Raw genomic sequence first — 23,269 nt, 5'->3', positions numbered from 1 at the left:
TGTACATTTCCATTTTTATCAATGGAATCAGCGGGCGCAAAATTGCGCTGAGTAAAATGTTTGGTTGACCTGCAACTGGAATGTCGGGCTTATCCATCCGCATAGGAAACTGCAAGAAGCTCATGGGTAAAGGTTCCGCCATTACGGCATTCTTTCTTAGCTACCGTAATCTCGGTAGTTTGCTTTTCAAGCTCATTAATAAGATTTTCAGTGCTATCAAGAACAAGCCAATAGGCTGGCCCATCCTTTTTCTCCCCACCACTAGCTTTATGTAGGGCATTAAGGTTAAAGCGCCCTTTTAGGTCAGTGGTAATTTCTATCAATTAAAAAGCCGAAGGGCTTTTTAAAGCTCACTTCGGCATCTTTCTGTAATTTAGCGCGGAATTAGAACAATGTGAAGTTAAGGTTTCTTCGTGTCCTTTTCTTTCAAGTTAGCCAATAATGCCAACCCCAGAAAAGATGCGTTCTGAATGGTCTCAGCATCGGTATTGTCATTGCAATGTGTCATTAAATCTAATAATGAAGTAAGGCATCCCAGAGTCTCTTCAGTCGTCATTTTCATTAATACTGTCCTTATAATAGATTAACTATATTAATGACATACCGTTTTTCGTGACTGGCTGAGGCAGGTTAGGATTTGTGCAACTTCGATTACTTAGCAAGCGCTGAAGCTGTGCCAAACCCTTACCAGTAACTAAAGCTGTTACTGATTGTTGTACTCCATGATCAGGGTGATCCCAACTTCCAAGTTTTACATCTAATAACCCAGCAGTGATCTTCTCTTGATAGGGTTCATTTCGACGCGTAAGCCAACCGTTATGCCGCATGAACTCACAAAGACGATTCCGGCCTGTACCTAAAATTTTCGCAGCGTTTGCGAGGCTAATTGCACCATGCGCAGCGACAACCTTGTCATGAAACTCAACTTTAGGCGTGGCAACTTCAACTTGTTGCGCTAGTTGCTGGTTTTTGAAGGTCAATAATTCTTTCTCTTCTTCAACCTTAACTACCATCAATGCAAGTTCTTTCATGGAGGGTAATGCCATCGGTGCAGATTGAAGTTTGCCAGTACGATAGTCTAAGAATGTTTGGTTGACCTGCAACTGAAATGCCGGGCTTATCCATCCCGCATAGGAAACAGCAAGAAGCTCATGGGCAAAAGTGCCTGGAGTTACGCCACCTTTTATAGAATTGATTACTTTATCAGCTAAGTGTGAATTTACACTTAGCTCATTTATTAGCGCTTTCGTGGTAGAACGACGCATCCACTGGCTAGGTGATTTATCTTCCCCCAACCCACTAGCCTTATGCAGAGCATTCAGGTTAAAGCGCCCTTCCAGATCAGTGGTGATTTCTACCCCAGCGATCACAGGGACTGTGCTTGCGGTATTGTTTGCTGCTAAACTGTTCATGTCGATATTCCTTGCTTGGATTTGACAACTAGAGGCCCTGGCTGTTGGTGCAGTTAGGGCTTCACCTTTCTGAGTGCCTTGCTTATACATCGAACCCCCGATTTTTATTTGTCTCAACATAACGCCTCAGTGCATAAACCATTTCTGTATTCAAACTGCGTTCGTTATCTACAGCTATATGGCTCAGGGCCTTAGATAGATCAACGGGAAGCCGTATAGTCGAGGTTTTCATTTTGACGGACTTACTTTTCATGATTTTCCCTTCTGTTTATGACCTAAGCCCGAGAATGAGCTCTGCCTTTCTGTGAATACCACATAAAGTCAACTTGACACTAGAGTCAAGTTAACACCATTGCGGATAATGTCAAGTTGCCGCTATTATCAATCAAATTGATACGCACCATTAGGTAATCATTTATGAGTAAATTTCCTAGCCAAACACAAGATAAGTTCACAGTGAGATTCCCTGAGGGTCTTCGTGATAAAATTGCGGAAAGAGCAAAAAATAATGGGCGATCCATGAATACTGAAATCATCATGATTTTAGAGGAAGCTATCAATACAGAGACTGTCCATACTGATAATTATCCTTTTGTTATTGAACAAGAGAATCGTAGTGAAATGTTTTCTGCAATTGTAAAAGAATTAAATGAAGTAAAAAAAACATTAAATGAAAATAATGAAATTTTATGGCGTTTTACAATCGAACACCCTGAAAGTCAGTATGTTTTACCATCGAAGAAGAATACAAATAAAAAAACACGAGGTGATTAATGCCAAGGATTATTGTTTTACTATTATTTGCTATGATCTTTAATGTTAACGCTAGTCAAAATGTTGAGCGTTGGTCATATGATACTGCAATGGCAGGTATGACATTAGATAATAAAAGTGGTGATTCAATATCTGTTTTATTTCAGCCATTGACATTTTGTTATTCTACACCAGCCCTATTCCCTTCTGCGGTTTATGATGACTATCACGGACAGATGTATATTGATAGCCAAGCTTTAAATGTCAAAGTTGATACTATTTCCTTACCTAACGGAACAAAGAGCATATATGTTTGTACTAATAGTCAAGATGCGGCTGAATATGCTATTGATAAGTTATGGGGGAACTCAATGATAACAATACGATGGGCAGGGATTGGTGGTAATTTCACCTCCAATGGATTTAAAGAGTCATTGATAGCTCTAACCAATGAACTTAAAAAAATAAAGCCGAACAATAAACCAGCACTTTAAAGGTAATATAAGCCCCAGTTGGGGCTTAGTTCAGTTAGCGAAGTCTCTCAGTCCTGGTCCACTATTCCCTTTTTCCCACTGACTATATGTCATTGGTTTTGGACCGAGATCACTGAGTCCCTTAAAGCTTGAGCCTGCCTTTTTGCTTATTTCATCATTTACTTCACTTAACATACTTTCTAAATACTTGGATTTCTCTCCATGTGCTCGACTACTTTCTCGTTGTAAATTAGCTCTAAGATGAATTAACTCACTTTTACCCATGTCATTTTTGTAAGCGCTAATTTGATTTCTCATGTCAGATATTTCATCAACCCCCATTTCAGAAAATCTCATTGTGGTTAAATTATTTTGGATACTTCTACTTTCCCTTTTTTGCGGTTGAATATCAGGTTGAGTAGGCAATGCAGTATTTTGTTGTGGGACTTTTGTCTGTTCTGTAGAAATATTTTGTTGGTCTGTTGTTTGCCTATTTCCCATGCTGGAAGTGTACTTTTTGTATGCGTTATCAAGCTGATCAGACGTTATAGATGAATCTAGAGCTCCTGACTTTTGAATATTTTGAACAAAAGCAGCTTTAGTCTGATCATCTCCAGTCCACTGCTGCACCACTGGAGTGACTCGGTCTTTAGTGGGTTTTCCATACGATTCATTAATTTGATCTTCTAGCTGGTCATACTGCTTATTGATTGTGGCGGCAGCTTCTTTATCTGGGGCTTCAGATATTGCTTTAGCCCGCGCCTTACCGATATCTAGCAGATCTTTACGTAACCCTTTAGCCTCTTCCTTCAGAGCGCTGTAGTCCGGCGGATTAACCATACTGCCGATAAACTTCGCACGTTCTGGTTGGTTGAGCTGGCCGACCATCTGGCTATAACCGCGCACCTGACTCATAAACTGCTCAATCGGGATTTTAGCTACCTGATTATCCTTCACATCGGCAGAGCCAAATTGAGTCATTGGCTTATTCGCCGTGGTGCCATCGCTATAGGTGACCTTCAGACCCGGCACCACATACTTGCCATCTTCGGTAATGCCGATGTGATTCAGCTCTTTGCTCTTAATCTTCTTGCCAGTTTGGGGATCCACTTCGTCGGTATTGCGCCCAATATGTGGAGCCAGCACCGTATTCATCACCTTTAATACCTTGGGATCGTTGTAGTTCACCTCCCCTGTAAGTACCTTTGGCATTATCCGGTTAATCTCCATCACGTTATTAATGGCTTCTTGACCAAAGAAGCGCGACGGATTAAGGGGATTATCTTTAGAGATTTGCTGATACAGCTGAGGATCGACCTGACCCGTAGTTTCAATCTGCTTATACAACGCCTGAACAACCGGCATTTCTTCTTGCATCCGTTGCTGACGTTGAGCATGTGAACGCTGGAAATTTAACTCATCTTTACGCATATTCAGCTCCTGCTCCCGCATTCCCAGGCTGGCATTGGCCGTGCGCTGGTTAGCCTGCGCTAAACCGTAATTCTTACCCCACTGCTCGTCCCCCACGCTATCCCGCTGGGTTTTATATTGATGATCCCGATTATCGGTTTCTTTTCTCCAGTTCGCCTGTTCCTGCGCCAGACCGTAATTACGATCGGAGTCCTTAATCTGTTGCTGTTGAGCCGCATCACGCAAGCCCAGTTCGCGGTTGCGGCTTACCGCCTGATCGGCGGTGTTAAAACCAGCCAGAAAACCTTCGGCCAAACCTTGTACACCCATGACAAATACCCTTTAAAAAAGACTGCTCGCCAGCAAACCCACTGCTGCCCCGATACCCGCACCGATCGGCCCACCCGCGGCGCCATAAGTTGCGCCCACGGCCATACCGGTACCCGCGCCAACGCCAATCATGCTCATTTGGCTTTGTTTCTGTTGAGCCTTGAGCTGCTGGTTAGCGCTTTCCCGCTGCGTTTCGCGGTTAGCGGCATCACCCAGACCACTCATCGCCTGTTGGCGCGTCTGGTTAGCCACATCTATCAATCCGTATCCCATTAAGATTTTCCTCCGCCGATATTCATTTGCTGGCGCAGACTGGCGCTGCCGCCGGTTAAGATGTTCATTTGCCGATCCTGTTCTGCCTCACGGATACCGTTTTTCGCCCCCGCCGTGGCCAGCGCCGAACGTAGGCCGAGACTGTTATCATTCGGGTTAGCCGTCTGAGTGGTGCCATAACGCGCTAACTGATTTTGCGTACCCAACTGAGCAGAACGCAGACTGTTGGCGGAACTGTCACTGACGCGAGTTAATTGCTGGTTCATCAACTTCCCGTTGGTGGCCATACCCATCAGTTCCTGCTGCTTGGGGTAATAGCGGGTTAACCAGTCGCTGTATTGTTCACGAATTAGATTCGCATAGGTATCAGATGCATACCCCATAGTTATCTCCCTTTGTAGCCAGTGCCGCCGAATGGCGTATTAGAGACGCGGCCACCAAACACGCCGCTGGATTGACCGCCGGTTGCCGTGGGGCTGGCATCTTTCAGGCCGTAGGTTCGCGCAGCCAAACCACCGGCAGCACCGACCAGTTGCCCGACAGCCTGACGATCCCCTAGTGATTTCTGCGCGTCGTTGCTGGCTTTATTCAGGCTTTGGTTGGCGATATTGCTATAGCCCGCCAACGCATCGGCTTTTTGCCCTGAACCCATAGCCACCACGTCCTGAAGCCCAGCAACGTACTTATCTTGTTGGGAGGTTTGCGCCCGATTCGTGGTATCGATCTGCCCTGCCACCTGGTCACTTTGAATATTCCCAAGAGCGCTTTGGAACTTGCCGCTGGTAGGATCCGCACCTGATGCGGCCAGTTCGGTCGCCGTCTGTTGCCTGGCTTTGCCAAACTCCTGCTGATAACCCAAATTGACGGTACCGGCAGCATCGTCGTATTTAGACTCCTGATTCATCCCGTCTACTTTGTCCATAAACAGGTTTTCCATCGGCTTGAGATCGCTTTGGTACAGTTGCCACTGTTTGCCAGCAATCTCCGCCGCCGCAATTTCCTGTGAGGTTTCTTTTACCTCGGTACTTCCGCCGCTTTTGCCCATAATGACCTCCCATATTCACCACCAACGGACTACGGATAGCACGCCGGCCACACCATATAAAATGCCGACCAGCACAGTGGAGTAATACATGCGCCGGAGTGTTTTACTTCGTTCAAACAGTTCTAGAGCTTTCACAACCCATTCTCCTAGGTTAATATTCACCCATCTTCTCCCTTGCCTTTTTCAAGGTGCAGAAAGTAGAAAGCCCCGACTGCTGCTAACAGTTCGGGGCTTTCGCTTATCTACTCGTGTACATTAAATCGGTATTTTGAATTTCATCAATCCACCTTCATCAGCCAAACGCTCAAAACCGAGGCGCCGCGCAATTCGGATGAAACCTTTACGTGCCGTATAAAACTCAGCCCAACGTCCGCCAATCATTCGCGTTAATTGTTGTACTTGGGGTGTGTATTTCTCCAACCCATGATGTCCACTGCTGACGCCCAGCCACACCACCACATAAGGCACGCCGTCCCTCAGCCTTGGTCGCAATACAATCCGCGCATCCTCTGCCGCAAAGCAAAACGCCTGCATTTTACGGCAGGCGTCTTGAATCTGAGTCAGCAAGTAAGGATCGCCGGCATCGCGAGCAACCCGTGCCAGCTTAGAATCGAAAGTAATCTGCGGCATCTAACACCAAAATAGGAATGTCACCTACGAAGTAAGTGTAGGGGCCGAATGACGCCGGTTGATATACCGCATGTCCCCAAGACGGACCAACCTGCGTCCCGTTGCTGTTAATCCAGACATTGACCTGCCAGTTGTTGCTGTACAGCCCCCCGATATTGCAGGGGGCATACATTGGCCGAGATATACCCGGAATGTTCTTCTTTTCCCCCAATGCCATACCAGAGAGTAGCGTCATTTTGGGTCGCGCTAGCATGTCGTAGCCGGAGTTATAAACCAGTGCATGAGACTGCGAAGAGTAAATCTCCAGCCCGTAGTCATCTTTCTTCAATGCACCATTACCGAATATGCAAACCTTGGCGCGAACGGGAGAGGTTTCACCACTGCCTGAAGCAAAAACCCGATAACTTCTCACTGCCGGAGGATTATCAACGTTCCCGAGCGTATCAGTGACGATGGTTTTATTGGCATCTTCAGTGTAGAAAAAACAGATCACTTTATCGGGCGTAAAACCGGCATTAATATGGCTGGGCAACCAACCGTTATAAATGTCGATCTCGCCTTTAAACAGGAGGCAAGTGAATTGACTGATATCGTTAATGCCAGAAATATTATTGGCACCAAAGAACTGAACGCCATAATTCCCGTGTACAGTTCCAACCGGCCAAGTATAAACGCCGTAATATGACGCGGGGAGTGCCGTATTGTAATTGACCGAACTAACCTTCAGTACCCTATTTGCATCCAAATAGGCGCGATTATAAGCATGCCGTCCGGGAGTCCACTGGCTGCGACCTCCATTACGACCGACAACATACTCCAGCCAGGCAAATGACGACATCCACAGGCAATAGTCATGCCCTGCGGGAATAGTTATACCGGTATTCCATTCGCCATAACTCGACGCCTTACTGCCCATGCCTAATATCTTGGTCACGGTGGTTTGGTTATCTAAAACAATCGAGGTTCCATCGCGGCGGAAAACTTCTACACCGTAGCGCGACACTGCCAGACTCCATTAAAATTAAAATCAGGCGGAGGAGTCTGACCAACGGACATGCAAGCGGTTAAACTAATTAAGCTTGCCAAGACGAACCATAAGCGCACCATTTTCATCGTATACCTCTATTTTCTCATTGGTGATGACCAGACCAATATTCCCCGCGCTTTGACGGATGGTAATTCGGCCGGTATTGGATACCGTAAATAACCCGCCAATATTCAGATTACCGGCGGCATCTACGGTGAATTTTCCGTTGTTTATCGTGGCGCTATTCAATGTAGGCGTGGAAATACTGATACCGGCTTTCACGGAGTCGGCGACGATAGTTTGTGCATTGAGGATCTTGATGGTGGCTTCACGAATAGCGGCTTCGCTGATCACCACCTTGCCGCCAGAGACACTGAATGGAATGGCGTAAGTTCTGTTGTCATTAGGATTATTGGGATCGAAGATAAAAACCTGACCGGCGGAAATGCCTACCTGGCTAATCGGTTGGCCATTGGCATCTTTACCGGCCACAATACCAATGCCTGCCGTAATACCGCTGGCACTGGCTTTGGTACTCCACATCGCCTGAAAGGCTTCGCCGCCATTTTTATCAATTCCATTCAGATGATTGCCAAGTTTACTCACGTCACCGGAAACAGTGGCGACGTTCTGCTCCACCTTCACTACACTTTGATTGGTTTCTACCAGCCCTTTGTTGGCACTTTCTAGCCCGCTGGTTAATTCGCTGATGAGTGGGGAGTTATTGATTTCAGCATTAATCAGATCGATCATCTCATCGATATCTGGCTGGGTTTCTGCAAAGGTACCTTCGGCATCGTTATACGGCCCCGGCACACCTGCGGCGTTAACGAAGCGGATCCAGTAATATCCTTTCCAGCCCGGGTCTATCGGGTCACCGTAAACAGCGGCGGCAGAGGTGCCTACCATTACAGCATTGGCAAGATTGTCCTCTGTGCTACGGTATATTTCTGTTTGAGAGTGACCGCGATACTTGGGCATATCCCATTCCAGTAATACCGCGCTAAACCCCCCGCTGGCTTTGAAGTTTTTCGGCTGCGTGGGAAAAGCCGGAGCGGGGCCAGTGACGCCATCACCTTGGGGCTTAAGCTGAAACTTACCGCCCGCACCCACGCGTAATTTCGCCAAATCCAGCCCAGCCAACTCCCCCCATGTCACTGCCCGATCTTTCCCATTCCCACGTTGGCCAGTGAGAATTTCAATGTTTTCGGATACGGCGGCAGAGTCTCGCCCGGCGCGAAAGGTTTTGCTGGTCATGCTGGCATTTCCAACATAGAGGTACTGAGGGTGATCCGCTCCACTTGTGCATAGCCCCAAACTTCCACCAACCATTTACGCCCCACAATTGGCGGTAATTTAAGCAATCCGTCAGTTAGGGATCCCGGTGGCAAAGACAGCACCGGAGCGCCATCGACCATCAAATTGACGCCTACCCGCTGCACGCTATCACTCATAATTCGCAGGCAGGAAAATGAGGTGCCCGCAGGAGCTAGATAAAGCTTACTACGCCATACCAGCGGTAACGGTGAGGCACTGGACTGAGAGATAAACAGTTTGTCGCCTTTTACGGTATAGAGCGTGTCAGATTCCAGATCGTTAAACGCAGTATCAAAAACCGAGGTGAGATGACGAATATCCATCGACTGCGGATCAAAAATAAATCCGGCGCGGTTACCCTTGGCGGTCTGGTAAATCGCCAGATACTCGCCCTCTACTTGCCAGGCTTTGATGCTTTCCGGGTTAAAGTGCTTACGCCACTGACGTGGCTCAATAATCTGTTCGGTAGCCACCAGCGCATTGCCTGAACCATCCACCGACACCAGTCCATTAGGCGAGGCATAGAGAGCGAAACCATCCATCGCCACCATACTGCGGCGACTTACGCAGGCTTGAACCAATGGCAATTTGATGTTGGTGATATTGGATGGCGAAATGCCGCTAAATAGATAAGGCCGCCCTTTAGTGCCCACCACCAGCCCCGCACCGATCGGCGCGATGGCAACAATGTCGTGCTCGGTAGTTTGCTTGTAACTTTCCGGCCAGGCATAGGGCAGAAATGCCTCGGAGAACATCACCTGATTACCGGCGAACCCCGCGGCAATACCGTTAGCCATTAGACATAGCCCGATCATTCCATCCGGCGGCATCAGGTAATTTTCAGTTTCCAGCACCGGCCCCAGTTCTTTATCCAGCGACAAGTCCTGATAAGTCAGTACGCCAACCGCCAGTTCGACCAGCAGCAGGTAATCCGCCACGCCCCCACCGGATGCAGAGCGGTAAATACGACGGCGGGTAATGTTAGAGTGTTGGCTGCCCGGTGGCTGCAAAGTGAGATCCACACTGCTGCCGGGATAGGTGATTGTGACTTCCTGCGATACCGGCCCCGGCGGCCCTTCTTCGCCATAATCAGTGACGTAGGTTTCCACATAAAAACGCGTATCGTCGTCGGTCGGGTCGTCTTCGCCATGATCTGCCGGCGGGTTAATCGACGTGACTTCAATGGGATTGCTTGGCGCAGGAATACCGAGCCGAAAACTGGCCGCAGGATAATTACCGCTGCCTTGGGTCGCAATGGCGGAACTGGTTACCTTGGGGTATTCGCCATCGGTAAAATACACCCGATCATATTTATCCTGAGCGATTGGGCTATGTATCGCATCCACCTGTCCGCGCCAGGCAAACCAAAAATTATCCCGGTAACGGAATATTGTCTCTGGTTTGAAGGCAAAGGTTTTTCCGCCGTCACCATCAGCCATCATTGGGGTAATTACGCCGTGGCGGAAGTGGCAATTACGGGCAACCGTGGCGGCTTGTTCAGGTAACAGATGTGCGACCGCACGCGGCATTTCACCACGCATGGTCGTGATATCAATAGCAGGCATAATGAGTGATTCCCGACAGGCATAAAAAAAGCCCCACTAAAAAGTGAGGCTTGGCATCTTTGGGTAATTTAGCGCGTTAATTACTTCGTATCAATGGTCTTTGACTTTTTCGCGTTCAAACGCTTGCCAGTATCATCAATCATCGACGGTGATAATGAGTAGGAATATTCATTTGGCATCCCTGCCACATATTGCAATTTTATTCTGATTCTTCAGTTTCAATTGCCGCCATCTCCAACCTTAAATCCACCCAACGCCCATGCGGAATATCCACCGGTTGGCCATCGCCGTAACCGTCCCGTTTATTTTGAGCAAAGGGTGGTGAGTTGGGGTGTTCACGGTGATAAGTGCGGATGGTGATAACACCAGATTCATCCACTTCCCGTACTGCCCAGATGAGTGGCTGGCGGTTATCATCGGTCGGCAATTCAATCTGCCAGCCTTCAAGAGCGAAACCTTGTGCACCGGTAACCTGATAAACCCCTTCGCTGATACGTGTCGCCACTACGCCTTTCGCTTCGCCGTTTACCGCACCGGCTCCGGCCTGTGTGAACCCCTCTGGCATACTGTAATAAGCCACATCATCGAACCGGGCGTTATCGAACAGGCGAATGATTGGTGAGGCTTGCTTGATAAAACCATTGGCATCGACAGTGGTGTTTGATGTACTTCGGGTTTGAGCCAGCTTAGTCGATAACCAACCGCCCCATACTGCGCCATTAATATCCCCATTAGGCGCATCGGTTCTGTTTATTGTCCCGGCATCATTGGTGATATATCTGGTTCCGTTCTCGTTGGTATGGAAATGCGTGCCACGAATAGATAGCACTGTATAAGAGGTGTCACCGGAGATAGGGACTACCTGCATGCTAGCGATATGCTCAGTTCCCCAATGAGTAAATCGCCACATCATATAACCGCTGCCAAAACCATCAGAATCGACTTGAAGTGCCGGTGCCCTGCTTCTCCAGCTTGCCACTGAACCCGGCTCTACTCTGCCTTTAAGTAGCGCGTTTTCACTACCTCTGGCAGCAGCGTGTGAGGCAAGTTCGATCATGTTATTACCAATTTTATGGTAGCTAGTCGGGGTAGTCATAAGAAGTTTATTGGTAGACGACTCAAATTGAAGCGATGCATCATTTGTGTTGTTGCCAAACTTTCTGAAGTACAGAGGGGCATACCCATTGACTACAGCAGACCTGGAAATTAACGGTCCATCGCAAAGAACATAATCCTTAGCTTCGACAAATTTGTTAGTCCGTAAGAATCCGTCAACAGTTATGCCAGCATTAGACATGATGACATTGTACTTTCCAGCAACCCCCTTATTATTCCAGAAGTAAGTGTTACCGTCTTCGTGAAAACCCACTCCATTATTACCCCCTGATTGGTTAGAAATACCACCACTGCCAACCAATGCCAATTGAGTTCTGTAATCATTAGGGCCGGGAGCCGCATTAGCCTCGCCAGATATTTTTAACCCACCACTTAGCTCGCCGCCGGTTTTATCCAGTTTTCCCTCTGATGCCGCAGTAGCCCGATCCGCTTCTTGTTTGGCCGTCACCGCCGAACCCGCTGCCGCACCGGCTGAACCGGCCGCCTGCGTGGCACTGACCTGACTGCCACCGGCACTGTTGGCCGCGTTTTGGGCGCTGCCTGCTGCCTCGTCTTTTGCGGCTACCGCCGTTCCTGCTGCATTAGTGGCGGTACCGGCGCTGTTAGCCGCGTGGGTTTCACTGGCTTTGGCATTGCTGGCAGCCTGCACCGCTTCGCCGTGTTGTTGGGTAACTCTTTGCGCAGTTAGATCTACAGACCTTTTTACTTCCTGCGCCGTCGAAGCTCCCTGAACAGCGCGATCTGCATCAGCCTTAACTTGCCCTGCAACTTTATCCACTGCCTGCTGAGCAGCTCGGGTAGAGGCATCTTCTGCGGCGGTTGTGGCTGCTTGCTTTGCCTCATCACGATACTGGCGCGCATTGTTTTCAGATTGTGCACTGGCCTGTTGGCTGACGGTGGCAGCATCTTTACTTAGCGTGGCGCTGGCGGCACCCAGCGTTGCAGTTACGGCATCCCTTTCAGCTTGATCCCGATAAGCTTTAGCACTGGCAACCGCCTCGGCCAAGCCCGTGGCGTACTGCTGGGCAGCATCCCGTGACGCAGATGCACTACCGGCGGCGTCCGTTGCCCTTCCTTCCAATACCTTTACTGTGGACAGATCATTCGCCACCTGCTGCTGAATCTGACGGAAATACAAAATCACGTCCGGTGTAACTTCTGACTCCATAATCTGCTGCTTGAGCAATTGGTTCAGAGTACTGGGGCCGGTGGTGTCATCCAGAGTTATCGCACCATAGATATGGTTGCGCCCTTCGGCGGCAATACCAATGGAATAACTGCCGACGGCCAGCGTGATGCCATAGTGCCCTGCGCTATCGGTTTCCACCGTGGCAGAAAATCCATTGAGTACGCTCAGGCTATTAGCGATGGCCGTCAGGGTGATTTGTGCCTCGGAGATCGGGCGACCAGCCGGATCCATTAAAACGCCGGAAACAAGAATACTCACAGACCACCTCCCTGATATTGTGATTGCTTAAGCTGCTGGGCAAAGTTTTCCGCATTTTGTTTCACACCCAGTTGTTCGCCAAATGCCTGGTAATGCTGCATCGCCAGATTGAGATTAGCGCCCGCGTCACCGTCTTTGCTAAAGGCACGAAATAAGATCCAATCCACCAGAGGGTTAACGTAAAGCTCATCGATGGGAACGGGCGTGCGATCTTTCAGCGTGGAAATCATGACGGTCGGCGGGATGCGAGCGACAACCGCCTCAATTAACAGCACCTGCTCCGCACCGGGAAACAGGTAGTAAGTTTTCGGCGTCAATTCGTTATAGGTGTAACGCTCCACCGGCCCGATCATTTGGTGCCAGTCTGGATATTGGCTATCCAGCACATCGCGCGGTACCGGGCGCAATGCACGCCCGTCCTGCAATCTGACCATTTCAATCAACCGAATGGCACCATCAGGCAGTTGCTGGCGAGTACCGATAACGCTGGTCAATATCTCCGTTGTGGCACCCGCATCAGGCCGCGCCAGAATCACCGCCCGTATTGCGTCGTTGTAGTAATCGCACAGCTCCGCCAGTGGCCAGCGTAGCCAGGCGGTGTCCTTGAGCTGGGTATTAACCCGCCCAATAATCTCGGCAATGGTGATCATCAGTAGAACTCATGTTTGCGAGTGGGATTGCTAAAGGCAGTGATTGGGGAGTTATCCAGCGCCTCGCGAAACGCCCGCCGGTAGCCATCGACAAAACGAGTACCGAAATATTGCGAACGCTGCGGATCGGTCCACGGCTTGCCGGGCATCAGAAATAAATCCGCCAGCGCACCATTAGCGATTACATCGGCATAATCATCGACCAGCACATCGGGGATCTCGCTGACACTACGTTGCGGCTCGACGGCAAAATCCACCTGTACGTTGGTGAAGGTACGATGGAACGCTAGCTGGTTAGCTGATTTGACGGTGAAATCAATACCTGCTGTCAGCGGTGAACCAATTGTAGCGGCCTGGTCACTTAAATCTATTACACGTAACCGCTTGACGCATTTCACCCGCTCACTGTCGTTCAGCACATAGAGATCATTGGGTTGCACATTGCTAAAGGTCACTGACTCTCGGCAAAACAGAGATTCACGGCAGAAGGTAATAGCCGCCTCTAGAGCTGCCTGCTTCATCATGATATCCAGCGGCCCATTGATATGTTTACGGATGAGGGGCAGAAAAGCGTCAAGGGTAGCCATAATTATTCAGCCTCAACCTTGGCATTGATGGACTCGCGCACGCGCAGACGGAAGTCATCCACTTTTTCCTGCGCGCCCTGTTTGATGCCTAGATCTTCCGATTCCACCAGCGTCGCCAGTTGAACCGAGGTCATCTTGGCTAAATCCACCTCATCGCTACCAACCTTGACCACAAAGCTATTCAGCGCCGTCTGTTGGCGAAGGCCGTCCTCTTCAAGTGCTAACTGGTAAGCGCGATCCAATACGCTCTGCTGTTTGGCCTCCAGCAGCTTCTCTAGCTCATCATGGCGAACGAATACCGTTGGGAAATCCAGTAACTGATGCGCGATAGCGTTTTCAACCTCTACTGACTTCAAGCGGGGAAATACCAGGCGGCTACCGGTAATGGTGTCACGTTTTTTTTCTTTCGGGCCGATATAAACCACGGCGATTTTAGTTGGCATAGTTTGCTCCAAAAATAAAAAACCCGCCGAAGCGGGAATGGGGATTCAGGAAAATCAGTAGCCCTTGGCTACATAGTGGATGTTGACCACCAGCCGCCCGCTGGCTTTACCACCGGCAATAATGGCGGTGATTTTTTCCCCTGCGGCAACCGTGCTGTAAGGAACAATCGGCGTGTAATTAGCTACGGCGATATCGTGGGCGTTGGCCGCCAGCAGTTCAGTAGCGCCGCTTTTCACAGCAAGGGTAACGCCTGCTCCCAGCGCTTCGCTGACCACTGACAAGCCATAAATACAAATGCCAAGAGGCAACTCCAACAACTCAATCACCGTACCGTCATCGGCTTTATTTAAGATGATCTGGCCTTCCGCCAGCGAGAGATTACCCTGCGGCCCCTGATATACCGTGTCGCCCATAGACGGCGCTTTAATGCTGCTCATTAGATTTTCTCCAGACAAAAAGAAAGCAGGCCGAAGCCTGCCTGTTGGGGGGAATGAGTGAATTACTTACTCAGCGTGACGGCGGAATCCACGACCATGACGCCGTGATCGTTGATGCGACCGTCTTTCTGCTGGAAGCGGATCTTCTTCAAACCGTTAATCCAGCGCACGGAAACCTCGGTGCTGTTACCGTGATCGACTTTTTCCTCGTTATAACCAAAGAAACCGCCGCCATCGCCGGTACCGTAGGCGTTCGCCAGTGCCTGGCCGCCCAACAACATGGCGCGATCGATGGTGGTGCTTGCGGTAACAATTCGGGTAGTGGCCGCCGCATCGTTATTGGATACCAACACGTTGGAACCCTGATTAAAGCGGATCGGCATACCGCCATATTTCCGTACCAAAACGTTACGCCACATAGCGCATTCGCCTTTGAACAACGGATGGTCGAAACCTTTGGATCGTTGCATGGCGCGGGTCATCATGGATTGCCAATCTTTGCCTGTGGTCGAGGTGTACCAGTCATTCCATTGGCGCGGGGTGACATACAAAACAAAATACGGGTCTTCGTTGGCTAACTCATCTTTGGACATCCGCACCGGTTGCAGCGGATGAGCCATTTCATCCAGAAACAGCGCCATATTGTCCACGGTGCCGAGGGAGAACAGATCCGCTGCGTCCAGCGTTTCCAGTGAGGTGGCATCACCGGCAAAGAAATGGCGATCATAAGTCGGCGGCGTTACATCATTGATCATGATTTTGCCGAACTCGCCATGGTTGGACAGCGGCAGAATGGTGTCATCAGCGATGAAGTCTCCGCGCGCACCCGCCAGATGCACGGTGGCGCTCTGGTCTTGCAGATCATTGAAGTAAGTACCCAGCAAGGTGCGGGCGGTTTTGTTGAGGTTATGCTTAAAGCGCTGCTCAGACATTTTACCGCCAGCATCCACCAGATGCCGTCCCTGATTAATCTTCAGGGCGAAATTGGCAAAGGCCAGATTCTCGCCGCGACCTGCCAGATTTTCATCGCCCATCGTCGGGCGCTTAGACAACTTGTGGACGATCTGCATATCCACTTCGTCACCCTTCTGTTTTTGCAGATCGGTGATACGTACTACTGGCGCGGTGTAGCTGGTTTGCGTGGTGCCTTTTTTATCCGGGCTGACAGCCTTTGGCGCTTCCTGCTGTTCGGTTAAAACGTTAACAAAAGAGCGGTTACGGTTGGCAGCCGTAAACAGCGCGACCTGCATCAGCTTATTCGCCTGGGCAGAGGTGATTGTAGTCATAGGAACTCCATAAACGAGAAAACCCGCCGTAGCGGGTCGAGAATTAAGTGTGTGGGTTTATCAGAGCGCTTGCTCTAACAACGCCTCGATTTGTGCATCGGTCATGCCAGCAAACATGGCTTGTAGCTGATCCGGCGATGCATTAGCGGCTTGTTCTAATGGTGAACCTGTATGAGACGTTGTTACCCCGAGATCTGATGGTGAAGCCGGTACTTGAGTCGCCACAGTTGCAGCCGCCAGTTTCTCGGCAGCAATCCGTTGCACATCCGCGGTGGTCTGCGTGGCCGCAGTGGGAGCAGTAACCTGCTCTTGTTGAACCAACTCGACCGATTCACCGTAGGCGGCCTTGGTGCGTTTCGCCACTTCTGCAAAGCGCTCAGTTAAAGGTTTGTCTTTCCATGCTGGATCATTTTGCAGCGTGCTATCAATGTGTACCGCCAGAGTGAAACGGTCAGGATCTTGATCCTGCCATGACTTCAGATCAGGCACCGCATTCATGGCATCTGCAACCGGATTGGCATCGCGCTCTATTACGGCAGACGCAGGTTCCCCTTGCAGGTAATCAATTTTCTGTGCCACGGTGTCCAGCACTGCCGCTACTTCAGGAAAGTTTTCGCGGATAGAATCAATTTGCTGCGGGGTAATCTGCGCTTTCTCCGGTAATGGCACCGGCTGCATCCCCGCAGAGTTGATCTGCCGAGTCAGTACTTCCAGTCGGCGTTTAGCCTCAACTAACTCAGTTGCCGCCTGCTGATTGGTACCGGCCAAACGCTGTTTTTCTGCCCGCTCTGCCACCAGCACATCGTATGGAATAACGTGCTGACCGTCTTTACTGAGAATACCTTTTGGCTTCTCAGTGCCTTCAGTTGTTGTCGCTTGTGTTGTCGCTATAGCTTCCGTGGCCTGTGCTGCGGCAGTCGCGCCCGGCGTCAGCTCGTCTTTCTTATCGCCCGTATTTACTGCTGTTGCATTGGTATCGTCAGTAACAACAGCGGGAGTAGTAGTCACTGCCGCCGTCTGTGTTACATCAGAAATATCCACATCGCCAAAGCCATCGATCATTGCTTCCAACTGTTCTGGCGTTTCGTTACCTGTTAATTCAATGTCCACGTTATGACTCCTGCATGACTATTTACCGGATAGATCCGAATGAGAAAGGCGTATCGCTGCCCATGCGAATAAGCACTCTTGGGTAAGAGCGCTCAGCAGCATCAACGGCGGGATAGATATAAAAAAGCCCACACAAGGTGGGCAGGTAACTCGGCAGGCCAATACTTGAATGCCAGAAAGCAAAAAGCCCCGCGATTAGGCGAGGCTTAATTTGATGCTAAGTAATGCATCTTTCGGGAATTTAGCGCGTATTAACCGGCCACGCAATAGCTATAGTGGTAATTGGTCTATTTGACCTTGAATAGTTTGCATCATCTCATGGTGCAATGCGCCTATTTCTTGAGTGACATTCTCCATCTCCTGCAATACCTGCCCGGTTTTCGCCTGGGTAAAAGCATCATTGAAGCGCTGGCCATTTGCCAATGTGGATTCCCTCTCAGCTTGAGCGTTAATACGTTTGGCTTCAGCTTCCAATCGGTCTACCTTGGCCACCAGCTCACGCATTGCCAGTTCTTGCTGTTGCTGCTGTAACTGTTGCTCTTGCTGCGCGACCTGCTGTTCTTCTGGTGTCATATCTTCCGGGGCTTTCGGCGTACCCAGCGCACCACGAATACGTTCGATAAACTGCTGCTTATTTGGCAGATCTAATAATTCCACCCACATATCCAGCACGCTGACCTGAATCTGCGGCGGCAGGCCCACTATTACCTCAGACAATCGCTGTGCCAGTTGGGATTTATACGCTGGCGTCTGCTGAATTGGAGCCAAAGCTATATGAGCGCGCAATCGCGACACGTCGTTATTCATCCCACCCGATTCACCTGTCACATTCAGCTCGACCTGTTTGCGCCGCTGCGGATCTTCCCGGTTAATCACTACCGGATAATTACGGCGCTGGCTCAAATCTTCTAATAAGTAACTCAGTAATAATTGTCCGACCTGCTGGCAAGCAAACTGATAGTTATCGTTAATCTCTGCCAACGTGGTCGCGCCCTGCTCTACCAAGTTGCTGATTGCCACCCCACTGGATGCATTCGAGTCTTGTCCAAGGAACGCAGAGTAAACACCCAGACCATCTTGAATCAACTTCATGGATTCTTGCATCACCTGAAACTGCTGCTGTGCAACTTGGAAGTCTTGCTGGATATTTAACGCATCGGCGGCTGTGGTTTTATTGGCGCGATTAGGGTTGAGATTAATCACCCCATCCGGGCGTTCAATTTCTTCCGCCAACTGTTTATCTGTCATATTGGTGGCGTCAGCATCTTTGATAACTCGCTTGGCTTGCAATAGCCAGGTTAGTTTGATGCGGCGGAAATTCACTTCATCTTGTGCTGGAATAGCACGACAGGCCAATCCATAAGGTGCGCCGGTCTTATCCTTGCGATATCCCCAAAACGGGATCAGCGGAAACATGCCTTGCGGTGCGGTACAGGGGCGATCGGTAATAAAATGCGGCCCGACAAACCAGGCTTCCCGAATACGGTTTACCCTTGCCATGGTGATTTGTACCCGACCGCTAGCGATGGCGACCGCGTGCATGACGTTATTCTTATCAAACAGCACCACCCTCCCGTTACTAAGCTGCATTACCGCCAAGCGCTGATAAGTGCGGTAGTAGATCACCTGCAACATCACCCGTTTGCGGTTACTGCTGATCCATTCGGTACTTTCCCGGCTCCATGATTGATATTCGTCATAAGCGCCGATCAGTTCAGATTCCTGACCGGCTGCCAGATCCGTATCGACAAAGCCTTTCCAATCATTGAGAGAATGGTCTATCACCTCTGCTTTGCCCGGAAAATTACTTTTGACTTCATCCACATCCAACCAACGCTTGCGCATCAACCAACGACAATCACTGAGATCCGCCTCGCGGCTGAACCAGTCAAAGAACACTTCGTTGCGGTGAACGGTCGAGACTTTGAATTTATTGCCAAAGGGATCGCTATTGCGGCGCACTTCCACCCATGACAAACCCGCTTTGATTTGTTCGGCATAGGCATCGCTACGGGCTTTGTTCAGACCGCTTAACCGACAAGCATCGGAAAACTCGGCGTTAACCGCTTCGGCCAACTGTTCCATTTCTTCGTTGGGATCGTCAGCTATCACCATTAAATCGGTGCGCGTCTTGGCTTCCATGCCCAACACGCCATCAATGGTTGGCGCTATCAGATTGTGCATAGTCAGCGGCTGCCCGCGCTCCCGCAGCTTGGCTACCACCTCCGGCGCTAACTGATCACCATCGTAATAGGCGCAAGCAGTATTGGCATTAGTGCGCCAGTCCGGTTGGTGATCGATATCTGACGAGATTTCTAATAGACGTTGCAGAGTAAAACGGTCATGGTTTTCTGGCTGAGAGCCTGTGGCTTCAGCGCTTTGGGTGGAAATAGTCATCAGATAGCCATCCAGTGTTTAGGTTTAGAGCGGTCAATAAGGGTAACTTTCGGGCGGGCTGGCATACGGGCACGCATTTCCTGAGCAATGGCATAGCTCATTACCTGGTCATCGAAGCAACCGGTTTGCGCATTCATACGGCCCCGCGTGTCATAAACGTAGGTGTTCAATTCGTTGATAGTGCCGATCCAGCGAATACCCGAGGCTTTTTCACGTAGCAGTGTTTTAAAGCCCTCGACGATCACCGGTTTGCTTTGTGCTGTCGTTAGCCAGCCAAGCTTTGGTGTTTCATCATCATGATCACGGTCGAGGTATTGCTCTGAGTAGATAGAACGGTGTGGGTAAACTTCCCGCAGTTTCTGCAATACAGCGTGGCCGTGGTTGTTTCGTTCTGGACCGATAAATGCCGTGTTGTACCATTTGCCAACATGGGCTAGAAGTTGAGCGAACAATTCAGCATCCAGATAGCCGAACCAGTGGGCGACCTGTTCCCCGGTAGACTTTTTCACCACATCAAATGATGATCGGTCGCCATTTTCCAAACCCTCAGCCACATCACCACCGATAGCATAATCCTCATCCGGATCCGGCAGTTCCCATACCAACAAGTGATTAAGTAACGTGCGTTGAAGTTCCTCTGCATTACCAGCACGCAACGCCTGAACTTTGGTTCGTTTGCCGGTTACTGGCTCCATGTCGTACACCAGTAATGGTGGCTTACACTTACTCTCAGCCTTCATCACGCTAATGGCAGGGAATACACGGCGGCCAGAGGTCAGGAATGCTTCGCTCGGCGTGCTGGGAAACTCCTGCTTCATTTCGTCCTGCTGCTCAATCTCTTTGCGGATGTACCATTGCTTTTGCTCTTCTGAAAGCGTTACATCCATCGACGCTTCTACCGCAGAAAAATATTCCTGATGGTATTTACTGAGACGCAGACCGCCTGTTGGTACCGGTGATTGATATTTAGGATCCTGCCACCAGGCAAAGAAATGAAACTTATAATCTTGGGAAGTCAGCTCAACATCAGATTGCCCTAACTCCATCGCTCGCGTGCTCATACTATGAAAATCGCCGCCAACACCTTCAGCAGTGCTTTCAATAAAGACAATGCAGCCGTCTTTAATGGCGTTTAGCGTACCGGTTCGGACCTCTTTAGCTTTGGCCGGATACTTGGCGCAAATCTTTCCATGCTCTGAAATATGTAGCCTTTGAACCGTCCCTGAACGAAATGATGTTGATACGCGGATCTTGGAACCATGAGCAAATTCTATATGCCCACCATTGGCACCTTCACGTCGAGTATTGATTTGAAACGTTGCACGTAACCAAACAGGCAAGTTATCGAATGGAATTGATATTTTCGTGCTGAATATCTCCCCTGCTGCTGGTAAATCTTGAGCGATAATCCCGCATGACAGATTGGCATTAAACAACGCCTGATCCAGAAGGTAGATATCTATACCCGTTGAAAAACCCAGTTGGCGGGCTTTTAGGATGATGTTTCGATAGTGCATATTCTTGAACAACTCCCGCTGTGCTGGGCGCATTCGGAAGGTCACTAGCTCGCCATCTTCATTGACTATCTTGTACAGGTTATTCAACCGCCACCAAACATCAGATAAGTGTGCTTTGATATAGGCGATCTGTTCTGCTTCACTCATTGCGGCAATACCTGCATCGCCAATCCTATTGTCTTGTTTCACAGCAAACCATCCTGTCCTGAGTCCCTAACTTCCTTCACGGCTTCGCTGAGCGGGGTTGTCACGCCCTTGCCTTCTGAGGTTAATTTTTGGGTTTCTGCCTTCAGCTTAGAAGTGGCCGCTTTGATACGATACATATCAGCCGTTAAACGAGGTCCGTTGATGGCATCCAGCCTTAATTTGCTCAAACTGTTCTCAATGGATTCAATGCGACCAATGTTTCTATCCAGAGCCGATTCAGCTTTTAGCAACTTGTCATACAGTTCTATTCGCGCTTCAACGGATTCTGCTGCCGCTAAATCCTCATGGATTTTCCGCATGGTTTTTGTCACCGATAATGCCCGCGCTCGGGTAAATATCAGTTCGTCATGAAGATCTGAATCTGCCGCCGCCTCAAACAAATCATCTGCATTCAGATATCGCGCATAAGCACCATGCTTTCTCGCAACCTGGTTGCCGGGAGCAAAAGCACCAACCGGATTGGGATTACCTGCATTGCCTTCTGAATGACGATTACCTTTGGTGAATTGCCCGTTGCCAGATCTGCCGGAGTTCGGTTTCTCGCTTGGCTCTGACTCGGGAACGCGGTCATCATCTACGCCCGATGATAATTTCTGTTCTTCCTCTTCTGCGTCATCACTGTTTGCGCACTGTTGCGCAGTAGTATCAAATTGCGCATTGTGCGCAGTTGTGCGGGGGATCTTTTGCGCAGATTTCGCAGCGCGAGGTTTGATGTAGCGGCGTGCAGATTGGTAATTAAGTCCATGCTGTTCACACCATTGCTGAGCAGTAATCCCTGTTTCTGCGTTGTCTGCCAGAAAGGCCGTTTGCAACGTTTTCCAATCATGCTTTGCCATAGTGTTCTATTGGTCTGTTGTGGGCCATTATCGAGCCACCTATTGCAAAGTGACTCTGTAATGACTTAAACAGCCTTACCCGATGTTTGCCCACGGGATAAAGCCCTCGGTGACTGCTCATGCAATTTCTGGCGCAGTAAATATCCTTCCAGCCCCCATATTTTATGTACCGCGTTATCCATAGCGATTCTACGACCTATCTCTTCATCAAAGTTCTCGGGACTTGCATAGGCACTCTCACCGGTAACGGTGTAACCATTCTCTAATGTGATACAGCAAATGATTACAGTGGTGCCTGGAAAACGATGATATTGGCCCGCAACCTGAACGCGCTCGATATGCTCCGGGGTAATCCGTGGTGCAGTTAAGCCTTTACGCTGAATTTCTTTCTCAATATCTTTATCGCTCATGGTAATTCCTGTTTGGATGGTTGCTGTGACGGCAGGCTGCGAATTGACGCACGGTCATTGTTGGCCCTGTCTAACAGAGTCAGCAACGGGTCAATCCACAGCACTGCTTGGCGGTAAGTCATTCTGCGGGGGGAAGTGGTACCAGTAAGGGTTCCGTCAGGTTGGTCGGGATCGCGCATTGCCCTGGTACGTAAACCGTCCGTATAGTCGTACATCCGCTGAGCAGTAGAATTAGGGATGTACTGATTAGCGCATTCCTCAGTCTTGAGGTCTTTGCGTGTTTCACTTTGGCGCTCCTCGCTTTTAGCTGTAATGCCAACGTTATAGCTACCGGCAGCCGCAGCTATCTCATTGGAACGCTGGAACTGAAAAGCCTGTAATGCCTGGGTGGCTTTTGATTCATCCAGATCACTTTGCAGTTGTGATAATTGCCCGGCCTTCTCAACAGCAGATTTGTGGAAATAGAAAGCGGTACCGCCAAGGCACAGGATCACCACCAGCAGAACGCTGGCAATCGCGATAAGTAGTTTTGTGGACATATCAGGATCCGGGCTTAATGCCGTTTACTATGAAAAAAGCAGGGGTAATGG

24 protein-coding genes are annotated in these 23,269 nt (G+C 49.6%); 2 read left to right on the top strand and 22 right to left on the bottom strand.

Annotation, left to right across the window (positions count from 1 at the left end; translation table 11 throughout):
- Positions 1 to 89 precede the first annotated feature (89 nt).
- Together ACQ4OC_RS15800 and ACQ4OC_RS15795 are read right to left on the bottom strand one after the other, a co-directional pair.
- Positions 90 to 323: a KilA-N domain-containing protein gene (locus tag ACQ4OC_RS15800; protein WP_430971370.1), complete on the bottom strand. Its 234-nt coding sequence runs from the start codon at positions 321 to 323 to the stop codon at positions 90 to 92.
- 264 nt (positions 324 to 587) lie between these two features.
- On the bottom strand, positions 588 to 1,412 hold the full coding sequence (locus tag ACQ4OC_RS15795; protein ID WP_430971369.1) for a phage antirepressor KilAC domain-containing protein: 825 nt from the start codon (positions 1,410 to 1,412) through the stop codon (positions 588 to 590).
- Between the two features lie 417 nt (positions 1,413 to 1,829).
- Between ACQ4OC_RS15795 and ACQ4OC_RS15790 the strand changes: the two genes are divergently transcribed.
- Complete coding sequence (locus ACQ4OC_RS15790) at positions 1,830 to 2,186, top strand: Arc family DNA-binding protein (protein ID WP_430971368.1); 357 nt, start codon at positions 1,830 to 1,832, stop codon at positions 2,184 to 2,186.
- Positions 2,186 to 2,659 (top strand): hypothetical protein, encoded by a 474-nt coding sequence (locus ACQ4OC_RS15785; protein WP_430971367.1) that lies wholly within the window; start codon positions 2,186 to 2,188, stop codon positions 2,657 to 2,659. The genes ACQ4OC_RS15790 and ACQ4OC_RS15785 overlap by 1 nt, the downstream gene beginning before the upstream one ends.
- 30 nt (positions 2,660 to 2,689) lie before the next feature.
- On the opposite strand, the gene ACQ4OC_RS15780 is transcribed toward ACQ4OC_RS15785, so the two are convergent.
- From ACQ4OC_RS15780 to ACQ4OC_RS15685, 20 genes are all read right to left on the bottom strand, one after another.
- Positions 2,690 to 4,378 carry a hypothetical protein gene (locus tag ACQ4OC_RS15780; RefSeq protein ID WP_430971366.1) on the bottom strand — a complete coding sequence of 563 codons (1,689 nt, stop codon included), beginning with the start codon at positions 4,376 to 4,378 and terminating at the stop codon, positions 2,690 to 2,692.
- A gap of 12 nt (positions 4,379 to 4,390) precedes the next feature.
- Complete coding sequence (locus ACQ4OC_RS15775; RefSeq protein WP_430971365.1) at positions 4,391 to 4,651, bottom strand: bacteriocin; 261 nt, start codon at positions 4,649 to 4,651, stop codon at positions 4,391 to 4,393.
- Positions 4,651 to 5,034, bottom strand: a complete 384-nt coding sequence (locus ACQ4OC_RS15770) for a hypothetical protein (RefSeq protein ID WP_096823437.1) — start codon at positions 5,032 to 5,034, stop codon at positions 4,651 to 4,653. Before ACQ4OC_RS15770 ends, ACQ4OC_RS15775 begins: the two co-directional genes overlap by 1 nt.
- Before the next feature lie 2 nt (positions 5,035 to 5,036).
- Positions 5,037 to 5,696: a hypothetical protein gene (locus ACQ4OC_RS15765; protein WP_430971364.1), complete on the bottom strand. Its 660-nt coding sequence runs from the start codon at positions 5,694 to 5,696 to the stop codon at positions 5,037 to 5,039.
- 255 nt (positions 5,697 to 5,951) lie between these two features.
- On the bottom strand, positions 5,952 to 6,326 hold the full coding sequence (locus ACQ4OC_RS15760) for a hypothetical protein (protein ID WP_430971363.1): 375 nt from the start codon (positions 6,324 to 6,326) through the stop codon (positions 5,952 to 5,954).
- Positions 6,301 to 7,329, bottom strand: a complete 1,029-nt coding sequence (locus tag ACQ4OC_RS15755) for a hypothetical protein (RefSeq protein WP_430971362.1) — start codon at positions 7,327 to 7,329, stop codon at positions 6,301 to 6,303. The genes ACQ4OC_RS15760 and ACQ4OC_RS15755 overlap by 26 nt, the downstream gene beginning before the upstream one ends.
- A 66-nt stretch (positions 7,330 to 7,395) precedes the next feature.
- Complete coding sequence (locus ACQ4OC_RS15750; protein WP_430971361.1) at positions 7,396 to 8,610, bottom strand: phage tail tip fiber protein; 1,215 nt, start codon at positions 8,608 to 8,610, stop codon at positions 7,396 to 7,398.
- On the bottom strand, positions 8,607 to 10,235 hold the full coding sequence (locus ACQ4OC_RS15745; protein WP_430971360.1) for a hypothetical protein: 1,629 nt from the start codon (positions 10,233 to 10,235) through the stop codon (positions 8,607 to 8,609). Before ACQ4OC_RS15745 ends, ACQ4OC_RS15750 begins: the two co-directional genes overlap by 4 nt.
- Positions 10,236 to 10,434: 199 nt before the next feature.
- A complete protein-coding gene (locus ACQ4OC_RS15740) occupies positions 10,435 to 12,798 on the bottom strand; it encodes a prophage tail fiber N-terminal domain-containing protein (RefSeq protein ID WP_430971359.1) in 2,364 nt (787 codons plus the stop codon).
- Positions 12,795 to 13,448, bottom strand: a complete 654-nt coding sequence (locus ACQ4OC_RS15735) for a DUF6682 family protein (RefSeq protein WP_096823443.1) — start codon at positions 13,446 to 13,448, stop codon at positions 12,795 to 12,797. Before ACQ4OC_RS15735 ends, ACQ4OC_RS15740 begins: the two co-directional genes overlap by 4 nt.
- Positions 13,448 to 14,035 carry a hypothetical protein gene (locus ACQ4OC_RS15730; RefSeq protein ID WP_120807050.1) on the bottom strand — a complete coding sequence of 196 codons (588 nt, stop codon included), beginning with the start codon at positions 14,033 to 14,035 and terminating at the stop codon, positions 13,448 to 13,450. The genes ACQ4OC_RS15735 and ACQ4OC_RS15730 overlap by 1 nt, the downstream gene beginning before the upstream one ends.
- A gap of 2 nt (positions 14,036 to 14,037) precedes the next feature.
- The gene (locus ACQ4OC_RS15725) at positions 14,038 to 14,478 is read right to left on the bottom strand and encodes a hypothetical protein (RefSeq protein ID WP_038245291.1); all 441 of its coding nucleotides are present in this window, start codon (positions 14,476 to 14,478) and stop codon (positions 14,038 to 14,040) included.
- Positions 14,479 to 14,532: 54 nt separating this feature from the next.
- Positions 14,533 to 14,916 carry a hypothetical protein gene (locus ACQ4OC_RS15720; RefSeq protein ID WP_096823445.1) on the bottom strand — a complete coding sequence of 128 codons (384 nt, stop codon included), beginning with the start codon at positions 14,914 to 14,916 and terminating at the stop codon, positions 14,533 to 14,535.
- Positions 14,917 to 14,978: 62 nt separating this feature from the next.
- Complete coding sequence (locus ACQ4OC_RS15715; protein ID WP_430971358.1) at positions 14,979 to 16,202, bottom strand: N4-gp56 family major capsid protein; 1,224 nt, start codon at positions 16,200 to 16,202, stop codon at positions 14,979 to 14,981.
- A gap of 60 nt (positions 16,203 to 16,262) precedes the next feature.
- Entirely contained in the window at positions 16,263 to 17,312 is a 1,050-nt protein-coding gene (locus ACQ4OC_RS15710) for a hypothetical protein (RefSeq protein WP_120807052.1), read from the bottom strand.
- Positions 17,313 to 17,582: 270 nt separating this feature from the next.
- Positions 17,583 to 19,709: a portal protein gene (locus ACQ4OC_RS15705; protein ID WP_430971357.1), complete on the bottom strand. Its 2,127-nt coding sequence runs from the start codon at positions 19,707 to 19,709 to the stop codon at positions 17,583 to 17,585.
- Positions 19,709 to 21,373 (bottom strand): terminase, encoded by a 1,665-nt coding sequence (locus ACQ4OC_RS15700; RefSeq protein WP_430971376.1) that lies wholly within the window; start codon positions 21,371 to 21,373, stop codon positions 19,709 to 19,711. The genes ACQ4OC_RS15705 and ACQ4OC_RS15700 overlap by 1 nt, the downstream gene beginning before the upstream one ends.
- A 38-nt stretch (positions 21,374 to 21,411) precedes the next feature.
- Complete coding sequence (locus ACQ4OC_RS15695) at positions 21,412 to 22,269, bottom strand: terminase (RefSeq protein ID WP_430971356.1); 858 nt, start codon at positions 22,267 to 22,269, stop codon at positions 21,412 to 21,414.
- Positions 22,270 to 22,334: 65 nt separating this feature from the next.
- The gene (locus ACQ4OC_RS15690) at positions 22,335 to 22,679 is read right to left on the bottom strand and encodes a Gp49 family protein (RefSeq protein WP_430971355.1); all 345 of its coding nucleotides are present in this window, start codon (positions 22,677 to 22,679) and stop codon (positions 22,335 to 22,337) included.
- Positions 22,676 to 23,218, bottom strand: a complete 543-nt coding sequence (locus ACQ4OC_RS15685; protein ID WP_430971354.1) for a DUF2570 domain-containing protein — start codon at positions 23,216 to 23,218, stop codon at positions 22,676 to 22,678. The genes ACQ4OC_RS15690 and ACQ4OC_RS15685 overlap by 4 nt, the downstream gene beginning before the upstream one ends.
- Positions 23,219 to 23,269: the final 51 nt, after the last annotated feature.

It is taken from the genome of Yersinia sp. J1 (genome assembly GCF_050586585.1).
Lineage (GTDB): Bacteria > Pseudomonadota > Gammaproteobacteria > Enterobacterales > Enterobacteriaceae > Yersinia > Yersinia entomophaga.
This window is presented reverse-complemented; position numbering and strand designations above follow the sequence as displayed.